Source organism: Amycolatopsis sp. NPDC004378 (assembly GCF_053602455.1).
This window is the reverse complement of the sequence record NZ_JBSGDR010000006.1, coordinates 252,530-268,616: the sequence shown is the minus strand read 5'-3', so window position 1 is coordinate 268,616 and position 16,087 is coordinate 252,530. Positions and strand designations below refer to the sequence as shown.

Genomic DNA, 16,087 nt, shown 5'->3' with positions numbered 1-16,087 from the left:
GTCGGAGGCACCGGATGGCACTGACCGTCGAAACCCTGTTGCTCGAAGCCGGGCGCGCGTTCGCGCCGCTCGAACAGCGCTTGCGCGGCGCCGAAATCCCGCTCCTGTTCGCCGAGATCGGGCTTCCGGCCCCGGACGTCGTGCTCGGCGCGCAGGCCGTGCAGACCGCCGTCGGCGGCGCGGCGACCGCGCTCAGCTCGCTGCCGCGGGTGGTGGACGACCTGGCCGCCGCGATCGACGCCCGCGACACCGCCCGGATCAGCGCGGCCGTGGCCGCCGCGGCACCGATCGTCAAGGCCGTCGCCACGGCCGTCGACGTGGTGTCGACCGCGATCACCGCGGCGGCGCGGGCCGCCGGGCCGGGCCAAGCCGAGGTCGAGGCGTTCGCCGCCGAACTGGCGCAGCGGCTGTTCGGCTTCGCGCTCATCACCTACCTGGAGGACCGGATCCCGGTCGCCGGGTACCTGCTGGGCCTGCTCGGGGTCCTCGAGTCGACGCCGCTGGCCGCGACGCCCGCCGCGCCCGCGCACGTGCGCCGCGTGCTGCGCGTGGACCGGGTGACGGCCCTGCTGCGCGACCCGGTCGGCGTGCTTTCCGACGTCTACGCGTGGGGCAGTCCCGAGTTCGACTGGGACCTGCTGCTGCGGCGGCTCTCGATCTTCCTCGTCTCGGTGACGGACTTCGCCTTCGTGCAGGCCGGCCCGCCGCCGTTCCTGCGCATCGCCGCGGTCGACGTCGGGGTCACCGACGACCCGGTGCCCGGCGTCGAGGCCCAGCTGCGCCTGGCCGCCGACGAACGCCTGGATCTGACCATCCCGATCAGCGACACCGTCGCGCTGGTCGTGACGGCCGACGCGGCACTGGAGGAAAAGGCCGCCGTCGAACTGCTGCCGCCGGCCGTGCTCCGGGTCGTCCCGCCGACCGCCGAAGTGCGCGGTGGGGTCCGGCTCGGCCTGCAGGCGCCCTACGCCGACGGGGCACCGCCGATCGTCGTGCTGGGCACGGCGGGCGGCTCGCGGATCGAAGCACGGCGGCTGAGCACGACCGTCGGCGCCGACCTCGTGTGGAACCCCACCGAGCGGCGGGCCGACGGCGCGCTCGTGTTCGAAGCCGCCGTCGAGGGCGGCAAGATCATCCTGGACCTGGCGGACGCGGACGGCTTCATCAGCGCGCTCCTGCCCGCCGGCAAGCTCGAGTTCGACGTCGACTTCGTGCTGACGTGGTCGTCGGCCACCGGGCTTCGGTTCAAGGGATCCGGTGGCACCGAGGTGGACTTGCCGGTCGACATCGGCGTCGGCCCGGTGACCCTGAACAGCCTGCACCTGGCCCTGGTGCTGGCGAGCGGCGGCCTCACGTTCGAAGCGTCGGCGTCGGTTTCCGCCCAGCTCGGCCCGGTCTTCGCGGCCGTCGACCGGCTCGGTGCCGTGGTGCGCGTGACGCAGCCCCCGAGCGACGGCAGCCTGGGGCTGGCCGACTTCTCCGTCGGCTTCAAGCCGCCCACCGGGGCCGGCCTGTCGGTCGACGCGGGCGGGATCTCCGGCGGCGGCACGCTGTCGTTCGACCCGGACCGCGGGGAGTACTCCGGTTCGCTGGAACTGGAGTTCGCGGACTTCCTCGCGCTGAAGGCGATCGGGCTGATCACGACGCGCCAACCGGACGGCTCGCCGGGCTTCTCGCTCCTGATGGTCCTCACCGCCGAGTTCGGCAGCGGTATCCAGCTGGGGTACGGCTTCCGGCTGCTGGCGGTCGGCGGGCTCGTCGGGCTCAACCGCGGGATGAACCTGCAGGCGCTGGTCGAAGGCGTCCGCACCGGCTCGATCGAGTCCGTCGCGTTCCCGAAGGACGTCATCGCCAACGCGCCGCGGATCCTGTCGGACCTGGCGCGGTTCTTCCCGCCCGAGCAGGGCACGTTCCTGATCGGGCCGATGGCGAAGATCGGCTGGGGCACGCCGACGCTCGTGAGCCTCTCCCTGGGCGTGATCATCGAAATCCCCGGCGCCATCGCGGTCCTCGGCGTCCTCAAGGCCGCGCTCCCGACCGAGGACGATCCCCTGCTGGTGGTGCAGGCCCAGTTCGTCGGCGCGCTCGAACTCGACAAGTCCCGGCTGTGGTTCTTCGCGAAGCTGTTCGACAGCCGCATTCTCACGATGACCATCGACGGCGGCATGGGCGTCTTGGTGGCGTGGGGCGACAACCCGGACCTGGTGCTGACGGTGGGCGGGTTCCACCCGGCCTACCGGCCACCGCCGTTGCCGTTCCCGATCCCCGACCGGCTCTCGGTGGACATCCTCAACCGCAGCAACCAGCTCATCCGCGTCGCCGGGTACTTCGCCGTCACCAGCAACACCGTCCAATTCGGAGCGCAAGCCGAACTGCGACTGGGATTCAGCGCCTTCCGCATCGAGGGGCACCTCGGGTTCGACGCGCTGTTCCAGCTGTCGCCGTTCCGGTTCACGATCCACATCAACGCGCACGTTTCGCTGAAGGCCTTCGGCGTCGGTGCGTTCGGCATCGACCTCGACTTCCAGCTCGAAGGCCCGGCGCCGTGGCGAGCACACGGCCGGGGCTCGATCGGGTTTCTGTTCTTCTCGATTTCGGCCGACTTCGACATCACCTGGGGCGAGGATCGCGACACCACCCTTCCCCCGGTGGCCGTACTTCCCTTGCTGGCCAACGAAATCGGCAAGCTCGAAGGGTGGGACACCCGGCTGCCGTCCGGGGACAACCGGACGCTGGTCACCCTCCGGCAGCTGCCCGAGACCGGCGAGATCGTGCTGCACCCGCTCGGCACGCTGTTCGTCCGGCAGCGCGCGCTGCCGCTGGGCGTCCGGCTGAACCGCGTCGGCGGGCAGAAAGCCGGGGACGGCAAGCGGTTCACCGTCAACCCGGTCGACGGCACCGGGCTGAAGCGGGTGTCGTTCACCGGCGACCGGTTCGCGATGGGCCAGTTCCAGACCCTGTCCGACGCCGCCGCGCTGTCGCGGCCGTCGTACGAGACGCAGGACGCCGGGCTCGAACTGACCGCCGACACGGCCCTGGCGACCGCCCGGGTCGTGCGCCGTAGCGCGCGGTACGAACTGCACGTCATCGACAGCGCCGCGACCCCGCAGGCGATCCGGCTGGCCGTGCCGCAGAAACGGTTCCACAGCGTCAGCGCACCGGTCTTCGACGAACTCACCAAGGGCAGCAGCACCAGCCGTGCCACCCTGTCGGCGCGGCAAGCCACGCAGAAACAGCCGTTCGCCGCGCAGGACACCGTCCGCGTCACCGAACAGCGGTTCGTGGTCGCCTACGTCAAGAGCAACCGGCAGGCCTTCCCGCCCGGCTCGCTCGCCCGGGCGAGCGTGACGACGTTCCGCAGCCGCGCGACCGCCGAAGACGCGCTCGCCGACTTCGTCGCCGCGGACCGGACCCTGGACGGCCTGCTGCACGTGATCCCCGCGGCCGAGGCGGTGGGCACCCCCGGCGTGCCGGGCACCTGGTCCCCCGCGGGCGTGCTGCCGGCTCCGGTGTCCACTGTGGACGCGGTGCCGCTCACCACCGGGCGCGTGCTGCTGGCCGGCGGCACCGGCCCGGACGGCGAGGCCGTCGCCACGACCACGCTGTTCGACCCGACCGCCGACTCGTGGACCGCCGGTGCGGCGCTGGGCACCGCCCGCCGCCGGCACACCACCACCCGGCTCGACGACGGCCGGCTGCTCACCGCGGGCGGCCGCGGCACCGACGCCGTGCTCGCGACGGCCGAGGTGGCCGACCCCGCCGCCAGCGCGTGGCGGCCGGCCGCGGCGCTGGGCGTCGCCCGGCACGGCCATTCGGCGACGAAGCTGCTCGGCGGCCGGGTGCTGGTCGCGGGCGGCAGCGGGGTGCGGCCCGGTCAGGACGACGGCGCCCTCACCGCGTGCGAGGCGTTCGACCCCGGCACCGGCACCTGGGCACCGCTGCCGCCGATGACCGACGCGCGCACGGATCACCAGGCGGTCCTGCTGCAGAACGGCGACGTGCTGGTCGTCGGCGGTGCCGTCCCGCGCGGGAACGGCCGGAGCGGGCAGCTCGCGTACTGCGAGGTGTTCGACCGGACGCGGGAGGACTGGGTCGTCACCGGCAGCCTCGCCCAGGCCCGCACCGGCCACCAGGCGACGCTGCTGCCGGACGGCACGGTCCTGGTCACCGGCGGCGACCCGGTAGTCGCGCCCGACGGCACGCTCGACCCGCACGGCCTCGCCACCGCCGAGCGGTACGACCCGAAGGACGGGACGTGGCGCCCGGCGGCCCCGATGCCGGGCGGCGGGCGCACCGGCCACCGGGCCCTGCTGCTGGGCTCCGGGCTGGTCCTGGTGACCGGCGGCACCGGCACCCCGGAACGGACGGCGGGCTACCGCTCCGCCCTGCTCTACCACCCGGAAACCGACACCTGGACAACGGTTTCGGGGCTGCTGACCGGCCGGTCCGCGCACGCCGTCGCCGCACTGCCCGACGACCGGGTGCTCGTCGCCGCCGGCGTCGCCGGTCCCGACCCCGCCGCCACCGGCGAGGTGCTCATCCCATGACGTCAACGAAGGAACCCACGATGACCACGCTCACCGCGGCTCTCGGCACCTGGACCGACGCCCACGACCTGCCCACCCCCGCCGCCTGGTACGGCCAGCACGACGGCGCGGTCGCCCTCGGCGCCGGCGTCGTCCTCGTGGCGGGCGGCACGGACGCCACCGGCGCCGCGCTCAGCACCGCCGCGACGCTCGGCACGGCCGGCACCTGGACCCCGACCGGCACGATGCGCTCGCCCCGGCAGCTGCACACCCTCACCCGCCTGCAGGACGGGACGGTCCTCGCCGCCGGCGGTCTCGGCGGCTCGTCCCCGACCGGGCCCGGGCTCGGCAGCGCCGAGATCTACCACCCGGACGGCGACACCGCCAACCAGTGGACCACCACGGGCACGATGCTCACGCCCCGCTGGGGCCACAGCGCCGTGCTGCTGGACGACGGCTCGGTGCTCGTCGCCGGCGGCAGCGCGGCCCGCCCGGGCGGGAGCACCACGGCCCTGCGATCGGCGGAGCGCTACACCCCGAGCGACGGGAAGTGGCACGAAGCCCCCGCGATGACCGACGCCCGCACCGGGCACACCGCCGTCGCGCTCGACAACGGGATGGTCCTGGTCGTCGGCGGCGTCGTGCCGGTGGGCGTCCCCGACGACCCGGCGCTCGCCTTCTGCGAGCTGTACGACTCGGGCAAGAAGGTGTGGGCCCCGACCGGCGCGCTGCTGCGGGCCCGCCGGCACCACCAGGCGACCCGGCTGTCCGGCACCACCGTGCTCGTCACCGGCGGGACCGCGCCGGGCTCGCCCGGCACCGCCCCGTACGACCCGTTCAGCCAGCGGTCCACCGAGGTGTTCGTGCTGGGCGACGGGAAGTGGACGGAGAAAGCCCCGATGCCGGCCGGGCGGGCGTTCCACCGGGCCGTCCCGGTCGGCGAGGGCCGGGTGCTGGTCGTCGGCGGAGCCGCGAGCGACCGCGACGAGGCCGGCTACCGCAGCGCGTTCGTCTACGACGCCGGCCACGACGAGTGGACGGCGGCCGCCGGGCTCGAGACCGGGCGGTGGGCCTTCGCCGCCGCACCCCTCGGCGACGGCGGGGCGGCGATCGCCGGCGGCGTCGTCCGGTCCGGGCTGGCCGCCGCCGACCCGGCCGTCACCGAGCTGACCCCCACCACGGAACTGTTCGCCGGGGGTGACGCGTGACCACGAACGCCTACACCTTCCTGCCCTGGCTGCGGACGGGGATCAGCACCCAGGTGACGGCCCCGCCGCAGGCCGGCGTGCGGGCCACCGTCCAGGTGCGGCTGCTGGTCTCCGGCGACCCGGTCACCGGGCACGAAACCCTGACCCAGCCGGTGAACCGCGACGTCCAGCTGTACGGGCCCGGCGACGTCGTCGGCGTCGACCCGCGGGCGATCTCCCGCACCGAACCGCGGGCCGGCGTGCCGAACTTCGAGCCGAACTACCTGGCGCACATCGAGTTCTCCGAAGAGGACTTCCTCTGGCGCTACAGCCCGGCCGCCGCGGACGGGCACACCGCGCGGCTCACGCCGTGGCTGGCGCTCGTCGTGCTGGCCACCGGCGAGGAGTTCACCGAAGTCCCGAAGACCGGCGGGCCGCTGCCCGCGATCACCGTCGCGAACCCGGCCGGCACCCTGCCGCCGCCGGACCAGCTCGGCGCCTGGGCGCACGTGCACGTCAACGGCTCGCTGGCCGATCCGGTCGCCACCGACGGCACGGCCGCCGCGCTGGCCGCGTTCACCGAAGTGGTGCGCACCAACGCCGACAACGCCTGCTCCCGGCTGATCTGCCCGCGTCACCTCCAGCCGGACACGGCGTACGAGGCGTTCCTCGTGCCGGCCTTCGAGTCCGGCCGGCTCGCGGGGCTCGGGCTGGACCCGGCGGTGGCGCCGAACGCGCTGTACTCGAGCTGGGGCCCGCACTTCGCGAACCGCCCGCTCGAGGGCGTCCTGCCGTACTACCACCGCTGGGCCTTCTCGACCGGCACCGCGGGCGACTTCGAGTTCCTGGTCCGGTTGCTGCGCCCGCAGGCGCCGGACCCGCGGATCGGCCGCCGGGACCTCGACGTCCACCGGCCGCCCGGCCTCGCCCTGCCGCCGATCACGGACCAGGGTGGCGTGCTGCCGCTGCGCGGCGCGCTGAAGGTGCCCGAGCGCACCGGCGACCCGGTCGACCCGGCGGACAACTGGGACCACTTCGTCGACACCGGCGAGGCACCGCCGTACCCGCACCCGTTCGAAGTGGCCATGGCCGGCTTGGTCAACCTGGCCGACGACTACCAGCGCCACGAGCCCACGGCGGCCCACGCGGCGAGCCCGGCGGCCACGACCGGCCCGGACCCGGTGATCACGCCGCCGCTGTACGGGCGCTGGCACGCGCTGACCACCCGGCTGCTGAACGACGAGGACGGCACCCCGGTCTCCCCGGAGGTCCTGCGCGGCTGGCTGCACCGGCTCAACCTCGACCCGCGGTTCCGGATCGCGGCGAACCTCGGCACCGGCGTCGTCCGCGCCCACGACGAGGAGCTGATGGCCGCGGCCTGGGCCCAGGTCGGCGACGTCCTGGTCGCGAACGCCCGGATCCGGGCCGCGCAGCTCGCCCGCGAGGTCGGGAACGTCCTGCAGGCCAAGCACATCGACCCGCCGGCCGGGAGCGGGTTCGCCGCGCTCGCCGCCGCCCCGGCGTCGGCACCGGGCCGGTCGCTGACGCTCACGGCCCCGGCGCATTCACGGGTGACCACGACGGCGAGCAGCACCCCCTCCGCCACGGGAGCCGACAGCGGCACCGCGAGCGGCGAGGGTCGCGGGGCCACCGAGGGCGGCGCGCGCGACGGCGACCCGGCAAGCAGCGGCGGCCCCGCAAGCCGCGGGAGTCGCGTGGCCACCGAGGGCGGCGCAAGCGCTACGGGCCCCGCAAGCCGCAGGAGTCGCGTGGCCGCCGGGCTGGTCGCCGATCCCGGCGACCAGGTCGCCGTCGGGTTCCGGGTGGCGAGCAGCCGGGTCGCCGCCGCGCCCGTGTCGCCCGCGATGCGCCGCATCACCCGGCCCGGCTCGCGGCTGATGCGGACCCTGCCCTTCGCCGGGCAGGCCGGCGCGCTGCTGTCCAGAATGGACGCTGCCGTCGACCCGGTCGTCGCCGCGCCGGTGAAGGTCACCCCCGGTGCGCTCGTCACGCCCCGGGACCTCGCCGCCACGCTGCACCCGACCCGGCCACCGGACGCCGATCCCGTCGACTCGCTTCCGCAGAGCCCGGACTTCGTGCTGCGCGCCCTCGGCGACCCGGTCGCGCCGCACCCCGGCACCGCCGACAGCGCCGAGGCCCAGCGGTTCAAAGCCGCCCTGCGCGAACTGCACCAGGGCTTCGACGCGGGCGTGGCGGCCGGGCACGTCAAACCCGCGCCGGCACTGGACGTCGTCGAGACCACCACCTCGGTGCTCGCCGGCCTGAACGCCGACGAGACCGTGCCCCGCGCGCTGCTCGAAGGCTCGGTCAGCCTGCCCGAACGGCTGCGGCCCTTCGCCGCGCAGTTCATCGAGGCCATGGCCTACCCGGTGTTCGACGTCCCGGCCTACAAGACGCTGCTGGACGTCTCGGTCGACAGCCTCGTCCCCAACCTGAGCCTGCTGCCGCCGAACTCCATCACCCTGCTGGCGAACAACCGCGAGTTCATCGAGTCCTTCCTCGTCGGCCTCAACCACGAATTGGCCCGCGAGCTGCTGTGGCGGGAGTACCCGACCGACCAGCGCGGGACGCCGTTCCGGCAGTTCTGGGACCCGGTCGCAACACTGCCCGTGCCGGACGAGACCCCGGCGCAGCGGCGGGAACGCGGCTACGACATCCCGCCGATCCACGAGTGGCCGACCACGACCCGGCTGGGGGACAACGAAAACCGGAAGCCGGACGACCCGCGTCCCGGTGGCCCGCAACGCGACGACCTCGTCCTGGTCGTCCGCGGCGAGCTGCTCAAGAAGTACCCGACGGCCGCGATCTACGCGCAGCGCGCGCAGTTCCCCGGCGACGACCCGTCCCAGCCCCGCGAGCTCGCCGACCTGCCGCTCGACGGGCTGCCGTCGCCGGAGCTGGTCCGGCTGCCCCGGTACGAGGCCAAGGTCGAGCCGGACATCTACCTGCTCGGCTTCGACCTCGACGCCGACGAAGCCCTGGGCACGCCCGGGGTCGACCCCGGCTGGTTCTTCGTGCTGAAGGAACGCCCCGGCGACCCGCGCTTCGGCGTCGACGACGGGCCGCCCACCCACGTCGAGGTGTGGAACGACCTCACCTGGGACGACGTCGACCCCGGCCGGACCGGGTTCCTCGAGCTGGACCCGGCCGTCCAGGTCGCCCTCGGCGACTTCGACCACTCCGGCGACGACCGCGAGAAGAAGGACCAGCGCGCCGAAGACGAGAACCTGCCGCTGTGGTTCTCGGGCCTCGGTTCGGCCGACCTCGCCTACATCCTTTTCCAGGTCCCCGTCATGGTGGCCGTGCACGCTCAGGAGATGTTGCCGCGATGACCGCCTTGAGTGACGACTTCCCGGTGCTGCTCGGCCCGGTCCGGCTGGAAACCCGGTTCACGGCGACCGAGCTGCTGGTCCGGGTGTTCCCGGACGAGTGGTCGGTGGACAAGTTCGAAACGAAGCCCGCGACGGCCGAGATCGGCGCGGTCGACGCATACTGGACCGCCCGGTGGGCCGCCGCGAACCGGCCGGTCCCCCTGGACGCCGCGTGGCAGGAGCTGACCCGGCGCGTCTCCCCGGGGCGCGCCGCCTGGCTGCTGACCACCCGGGTGCCCGCGAACCCCGCCGACGAGCCGGGCGGGCTGCCGGACACCACCGTCGTGCTCGTCGTGCGGACCACCGCCGCGGTGGCCGCGAACGACAAGGCGCCGGCGATCGCGTACTGGACCGCGGTGTGGCGGGCGCACGGCGACCGGCTGGAGCTGCGGCAGGCGGACGCCGCCCTGCGTGCCGCGGTGGGCAACAACGACACGCGGGCGAACGCGATCCGCGCCCGCCGTCCGTCCGGAGTGGACGGTGCGGCGGTGAGCGCGGTGGACGACGTCGCGGTCGCGTTCCTCGTGCTCGCCCCGCCGCCGGCCGGCAGCACCGCGGCGGACTCGTGGACGCAGCCGGCGCGCGCCCAGCTGCTGCCGGACCGGTTCCAGGTGCGCGGCTACCTCGGGAGCCGCCAGGTCGTGTCCGTGACGGGGGCGGCGGTGCCGGCGACACTGTCGGTCAGCCCGGACCCCAACGCCGCCGACCAGATCAGCGTGAACGAGCAGACCGGCGCCCTGCACGTCCCGGACGACCTGCGGTGGCTGACCGACTTCGACCGCGCGGTCGCGGTCGGGATGGGCGTGCGGATCCCGCTGACCGACGAGATCCGCGGCGGGCTCGACCGGCTCGTCGCGTTCGGGCTGCGCGAGCAGTCCGCGCCGGCCAAGACCGCGACCGACCTCGCCGGCCTCATCACCCGGCAGCTGCGCGGCCCGGACGGGTTCGCCCTGCTGCCGCAGGGCACCCCGACGAACAACACCGACACCCAGGACGCCGGGCAGGCCGCCGAGGACGAAGCAGCCGCGGCCTTGCGCAGCAGCACCGGCGCCGCCGCGACCGCCGCCGCGGCGGACTGGACGAGCCGGACCGACGGCCGGATCTTCGCCGACCTGCTCGGCCTCGACGCCGGCGTGCTCACCGGGATGCCGAACGCCGACGGCACCGACCAGCGCGACGCCCGGGCCGCCAACACCGCGCTGTGGCCGGCGACCTGGGGCTATTTCCTGCAGACCGCGCTCAACCCGCTGCTGGGCCCCGACGCCGTCGCCGCCACCCGCGACTTCTTCCTGAAGTACGTGTCCGGCCGCGGCCCGCTGCCCGCCGTCAAGATCGGGCGCCAGCCCTACGGCATCCTGCCGACGACGGTGTTCTCCAAGCTCGCCTACCCCGACACGGCCACCCACCGCCGCGCGCTGAACAAGGTGCTCACCGCGGCGGGCGCGGACTGGACGGCGGCCGTCGCCCGGGTGCCGCGCCTGGACCCCGCCGCGCCCGACCCGCACCAGCGCCTCCTGGACCTCGTGGCGCTGCAGCCGACCTCGGCCGAGTACCACCAGCGGTACGCCCAGAGCGTCGAGGACCTCTTCAACCGGGAGAACCTCGGCGGGCTGGGCTCGACCGTGCAGCCGGCGCTCGACGGGCTGGGGCTCACGGGACCCGTGCGGGCCCTGCTCGCGCGCTTCGGCGCGGACACCGGCCCCGGCCGGGACCCGGACCTGCTGCGCCGGTTGTTCACCGACTTCCAGCAGCCGATCCTGGCGCCGCTCGTCGACGACCGCCCGCTGTCGGAGACCGACCCGATCCGGGACTACACGCCGGACCACAAGAACTACGTGCGCCGGCTGGCGGACCTGGCCGGCACCGACCTCGACGCCATCCGGCTGGAGCTGGGCTTCACCGACGACACACCCCCGGCGGCGGTGTGCTACCTGTTGCTGCGGCACGCCGTCCTGCTCGGCTGGGACGACGCGGCCCGGGCCCTCGCCCGCGCCGCCGGCGTGCCCGGACTGTCCACAGCGGACTCGCCGTTCATCCACGTCCACCTCCCGGCCGACGGCGAACAGACGCTGAGCGAGAGCCGGTTCCGGCTGCTGTACTCCCCCGCGCCCGCCGTCACCGGCGACCCGCAGCAGCTGCTCGTCGACTTCATCCCGGGCGTCCTGCACCAGCCGGGGCCGACCGCCGCGCTGGCCGAGCAGGTCACCGCGCTCGGGCTGCTGGCCGGGCTGCCCACGGCCAAGCTGGAGCGGGTGCTCGCCGAGCACCTCGACCTGGCCGCGTACCGGCTCGACGCGTGGCGGCTGGGGCTGGCCACCGAACGGCTGGCCGAGCTGCGGTTCGGGCCCGGCGGCACCGGCACCGCGAAGCCGGGGCTGCACCTCGGCGCGTACGGCTGGCTGGAAGACGTCCGCCCGAGCACCGACCCGCTCACCCCGGTCACCCTCACCGGCCCGCTCGCCACGGTGTTCGCCGGCGGGAAACCGTTGCTGCACGACGAAAAGAACGAAGGCTTCGTGCACACGCCGTCGCCGGCGCACGCCCGCACCGCGGCCGTGCTGCGCGCCGGCTACGCCGCCAACCGCACCCCCGAAAACCCCGGCACGTTCGCGGTGAACCTCGGCTCCGACCGCGTCCGCGTCGCGCTGGGGATCCTGGGCGGGCTGCGGCAGGGCCAGTCGCTCGGCGCGCTGCTCGGCTACCGGTTCGAGCGCGGGCTGCACGACCGCCACGCCCAGGCCGAGGTCGACCGGTTCATCGCCGGGCTGCGGCTGGCGTTCCCGTTGCGCGCCGGGAAGATCACCGAGACCGCGGCCGAGCCGGACAAGATCACGCAGGTCGAGGCCGGGAACGTCGTCGACGGGCTCGCGCTGGTGCGGCACCTCAACACCGCGGGGGTGTCGCAGACCTACCCGTTCGGCCTCGACGGCCTGCCCGGCGCGGACGCCGACCAGAAGAAGGCCATCAGCGACGAGGCCGCCCTGCTGCTCGACGCCAACGACGCCGTCGCCGACCTCGCCGTCGCCGAGTCCGCCCACCAGGCGCTCGCCGGCAATGCCGAGCGGGCCTCGGCGACGCTCGACGCCTACGCCAAGGACGGCCTGCCGCCCGAGCCCGCGGTGATCGAAACCCCGCGCAGCGGCACGACGCTCACCCACCGGTTCGGTCTCCGGTTGCGCACCGGGCTGAACCCGGGCGGCAGCGACTCGCCCCGCGCCAAGGCCGAACCCGCCGTCGACGACTGGCTGCCGAGCCTGCTGCCGTCGCCGAGAAACGTCGCGGTCCACGTCACCTGGACCGACGAGGACGGCCACCCGCAGCACCACGACGTCACCCAGGACGAGCTGGGCCTCTCGCCGATCGACCTGCTCTGGGCGGTGCGGCCGACCGGCGACCCGGCGATGGCCGAGCTCGACGACCGGATCGTCGGGGTCGTCGTCGAGCACGACCACCCGCGTCCCGACGCCGAACTGACCATCAACTACACCCAGCGGATCGACGGCAAGATCACCTTCTTCGAGCTGTCCCCGCTGATCACCGCGCTGCGGACGCTGCTGACGACCGGGCGTCCCCTGCGCCCGACCGACCTCGTCCCGGCGGCCGGGACCGCCGCGGTGGACCGGACCCTCGACGACGCCGTCACGGTCACGCGCCGGCGACCGGAAGCGGTGCGGGACGCGCTCGGCGACCTGGGCGACGACGTCGCGGCCTACATCGGGGACGTCGCGCGGCTGTACCCGCCCTCACCCGCGCCGCCGAAGCGCGCCGACGTGCTCGACCGCATCGACACGCTGCTGACGCGGTACGCCGAACTGGTCACCACCGCGGCCGGCTTCGGCGTGGTCCGCAGCGGCTGGGGCGAGCTGGTGGCGTGGCGGCGCGGGGTCTTCTCGGCCGTGCTGGCCGCGGTGGCCGCCGTCGCCGACCGGATGGCCGGCGCGCTCGCCGCCGCCAACGCGCTGCTCACCGCGTACGACGCGCTGCCGAAGTCCACTCCGGACGCCGAGCGCATCCGGCTGCTGCGGCAGGCCGAACGGCTCGTCGCCACCACCCCGGTCCTCGACCCGAAGACCCCGAACGAGTTCCGCTCGACGGTCCGCCACAAGCGGGACGACTTCGCCGACAGGCTCCACGACCTCCAGGGCATCGCCGGCACCGGCACGTCGACGCTGTCCGACCTGCTCCACGACGTCGCGCGCCTGCTGCCGCTGACCGCCTTCGACCCCACCGGCCTGGACCTGACCCCGGTCCAGGACCAGGTCGTGGCCTTCGGCCTCGAGCTGCTGAGCCGGGCCCGCGCGCTGCAGACCGAGGTCACCGGCCGGCTGGCGGCGGCGGCCACCGCGCTCACCGCCTTCGACCAGGCCGTGACGCCGGCGGACCGCACGAAGTCCGCCATCGAGGCCCTGCGGGCGATGCTCGGCACCGACGTCCTCGTGGTGCCCGAGTACGCGCTGCCCGGCCCGCTCGCCGCGGACCTGCACGACGCCCTCGACGACAGCGACGACCTCGTGAAGCACCTGACGCAGGCCCCGCTCAACCGGGACTTCCCGGTGGACGACTGGCTGCACGGCATCGCCCGGGTCCGCGAAATGCCGCGGCTCTGGGAACGCGTCGTCGTGCTCAGCGAAGCCCTGCGCGGCGACGACGACTTCGACGACGGCACCACGCTCCTGCAGCCGATCCAGCTGCCGCTGCGGTCGAACGACCACTGGCTCGGCCTGGAGTTCGCGGCCGGCGCCGACCTCACCGAGGACCGGTTGCTGTTCACCGCGCACTACGCGACCGAACCGGCGCGCAATGCCGACAGCGAATGCGGCCTGCTCTTCGACGAGTGGACCGAAGTGATCCCCGCCGACAAGGAGACCACGAGCATCGCCGTCCACGCGGACAGCCCGGACTCCGAGCCCCCGCAGGCGATGCTGCTGGTGACCCCGCCGGTGAAGACCGGGACCTGGGCGGCCGACGACCTCGTCGCCGCCGTCAACGAAACCTTCGACCTGGCCAAGACCCGGCTCGTCGAACCGGTGCACTTGGACGACACCGGGTACGCGCACCTGCTGCCGGCCACCGTGCTGTCGGCCACCGTGCAGCCGATCACGATCAGCACCGACCTGGCGATCGCCAACTCCCGCTGGAAGGCAGACCATGAGTGAGCTTCGCATCGCCGACCTCGCCGGCGCGCTGACCCGCCGCGAAAACCCGGCGGTCGGGGTCTGGAACCGCCTCGAAGGCCGGCCGCGCACGACCGACTTCGGCCGGGCGCTGCGCGCCGACGTGCGCGACCCGTTGTGGCTGCTGGCCCGGCAGTGGCAGCTCGGCGAGTTCCGCGGCAGCGACGCCGGTTCGCCGGTGACCGCCACCTATTCGGTCACCGCGAGCACGCCGGGGCAGTTCCGCACCGACGCCGACCCGGACGGCACCCCGGGCCCGCTGCCGCCGGACCGTCCCCTCGAGACGGTCGCCGAGCGGCGGCCGCTGCCGTTCGCGTTCGGCGACGAGCCGATCTCGTTCGACCTGCGCCTGGCGCTGGGCCGCCGGTGGCTGCGGCTGCTCGCCAAGGCGTCCGGGCTGCACGACACCGCAGACCAGTTCGTCGCGCTGTACCCGATCGCGCTGCCCGGCCCGGCCGACGCGTCCCAGCTCGCCCACCCCGAGGTCTGGGCGGCGACGCAGGCGGTGGCCGGCCGCCGGATGGACGGGTACCTGCTCTACCAGCACCTCAAGGGCGGCGGGCACGCCTCCGACGGGCTCAAGAACCAGTCGCGCCAGCGCCGGATCCAGCTCGACGCGCTGGGCCCCCGGCTGACCGGGTGGTTCGACGACCTGATCGACCAGCCCGGCGGGATCACCGCCGACCGGCCGTCGGGCGACTCGGCGTGGGATCCCCGACGGCTGGAGCACCGGTTCTCCGTCGGCGCCGGCGACCGGGTGCTGACCGCCCCGGAATACCCCGGCGGCGAGCTGGACTGGCACGCGTTCTCCGCCGCGCCGGGGTCCCTGGGCACCACTCCGGTGCCGGTCACGCTGAACCGGACCGTGTTCCCCTCCCCGGTGCGGTACTCGGGCATGCCGCTGCCGCGCTGGTGGGCGGTCGAGGACGGCAAGACGAACTTCGCCGCGGTCACCCCGGACAGCACCGACCTGGCCCGGCTGATCTTCCTCGAGTTCGCGCTGGTCTTCAGCAACGACTGGTACCAGCTGCCGTGCGACCTGCCGGCCGGGACGTTCGCCACGGTCCAGGGCCTGTGCGTGACCGACGTGTTCGGCGAGCGGCGCTGGATCACCCCGGCCGGCGCCGCCGAGCACTGGTCGATGTACCGCCTGGGTGGGGACCCCGGCCTGCTGCTGCCACCCGGGACGCCGAAGGTGGCGACCGGCCCGGCGCTCGAGGACGTCGCCCTGGTGCGCGACGAGAGCGCGAACCTGGTGTGGGGCATCGAGCAGACCGTCCGCACGACGACCGGCGAAGGCCGTTCGGGCGACGAGATGGCGGCCGAATCGCTCGCCTTCCGCCGCCGGCAGCACCAGGAGCCCGCACCGGACGCCCCGCGCGCGCCGATCGCGTACGACGCGATCAGTTCCGTGCCGGAGAACTGGATCCCGTTCATCCCGGTGCACGTACCGGGCGACACCCGCGCGGTCCAGCTGCAGCGCGCGGCGATGCCGAGCGAGGTGGACGCGAGCCTGATCCGCCCGAGAACCGCCCTGCTGCGCGAAGGGTTCGACCGCGGCGACCGGTACTTCGTCAACGAGGAAGAGGTCCCGAGATCGGGCACCCGCTTGACGGTCGCGTACAACCGCACCCGCACGAAGACCGGCCGGGTGGCCCTCTGGCTGAGCGTCCACCGCGACGTCGGCCGCGGCGAACGCTCTTCCGGCCTGTCGTTCGACCTGACGAAGGAGGCGTGACCGGGGTCGGTCGCATCGGAAAATTCCCCACCAGCACGGGAAATCGTTGGTCCGGCCGCCTGTCGGCCGG

5 protein-coding genes are annotated in these 16,087 nt (G+C 74.4%); all 5 read left to right on the top strand.

The features are described 5' to 3' along the window. Positions 1–14 precede the first annotated feature (14 nt). Genes ACWEN0_RS21160 through ACWEN0_RS21140 form a run of 5 tightly spaced genes read left to right on the top strand, consistent with a single transcriptional unit; the run spans position 15 to position 16,017 of the window. Positions 15–4,547: a DUF6603 domain-containing protein gene (locus tag ACWEN0_RS21160; RefSeq protein WP_451975834.1), complete on the top strand. Its 4,533-nt coding sequence runs from the start codon at positions 15–17 to the stop codon at positions 4,545–4,547. A gap of 20 nt (positions 4,548–4,567) precedes the next feature. Next, positions 4,568–5,734, top strand: coding sequence for a Kelch repeat-containing protein (locus tag ACWEN0_RS21155; protein ID WP_451975831.1), 1,167 nt, complete (start codon positions 4,568–4,570; stop codon positions 5,732–5,734). Continuing rightward, complete coding sequence (locus ACWEN0_RS21150) at positions 5,731–9,066, top strand: hypothetical protein (protein WP_451975828.1); 3,336 nt, start codon at positions 5,731–5,733, stop codon at positions 9,064–9,066. The genes ACWEN0_RS21155 and ACWEN0_RS21150 overlap by 4 nt, the downstream gene beginning before the upstream one ends. Then, a complete protein-coding gene (locus tag ACWEN0_RS21145) occupies positions 9,063–14,261 on the top strand; it encodes a hypothetical protein (RefSeq protein WP_451975825.1) in 5,199 nt (1,732 codons plus the stop codon). Before ACWEN0_RS21150 ends, ACWEN0_RS21145 begins: the two co-directional genes overlap by 4 nt. Next, complete coding sequence (locus ACWEN0_RS21140; protein ID WP_451975823.1) at positions 14,254–16,017, top strand: hypothetical protein; 1,764 nt, start codon at positions 14,254–14,256, stop codon at positions 16,015–16,017. The genes ACWEN0_RS21145 and ACWEN0_RS21140 overlap by 8 nt, the downstream gene beginning before the upstream one ends. Positions 16,018–16,087 lie beyond the last annotated feature (70 nt).

Bases quoted from the DNA above. Each gene is read 5' to 3' on its own strand.
- ACWEN0_RS21140 (WP_451975823.1), top strand. From the start codon at position 14,254: ATGAGTGAGCTTCGCATCGCCGACCTCGCCGGCGCGCTGACCCGCCGC.
- ACWEN0_RS21155 (WP_451975831.1), top strand. From the start codon at position 4,568: ATGACCACGCTCACCGCGGCTCTCGGCACCTGGACCGACGCCCACGAC.
- ACWEN0_RS21145 (WP_451975825.1), top strand. From the start codon at position 9,063: ATGACCGCCTTGAGTGACGACTTCCCGGTGCTGCTCGGCCCGGTCCGG.
- ACWEN0_RS21160 (WP_451975834.1), top strand. From the start codon at position 15: ATGGCACTGACCGTCGAAACCCTGTTGCTCGAAGCCGGGCGCGCGTTC.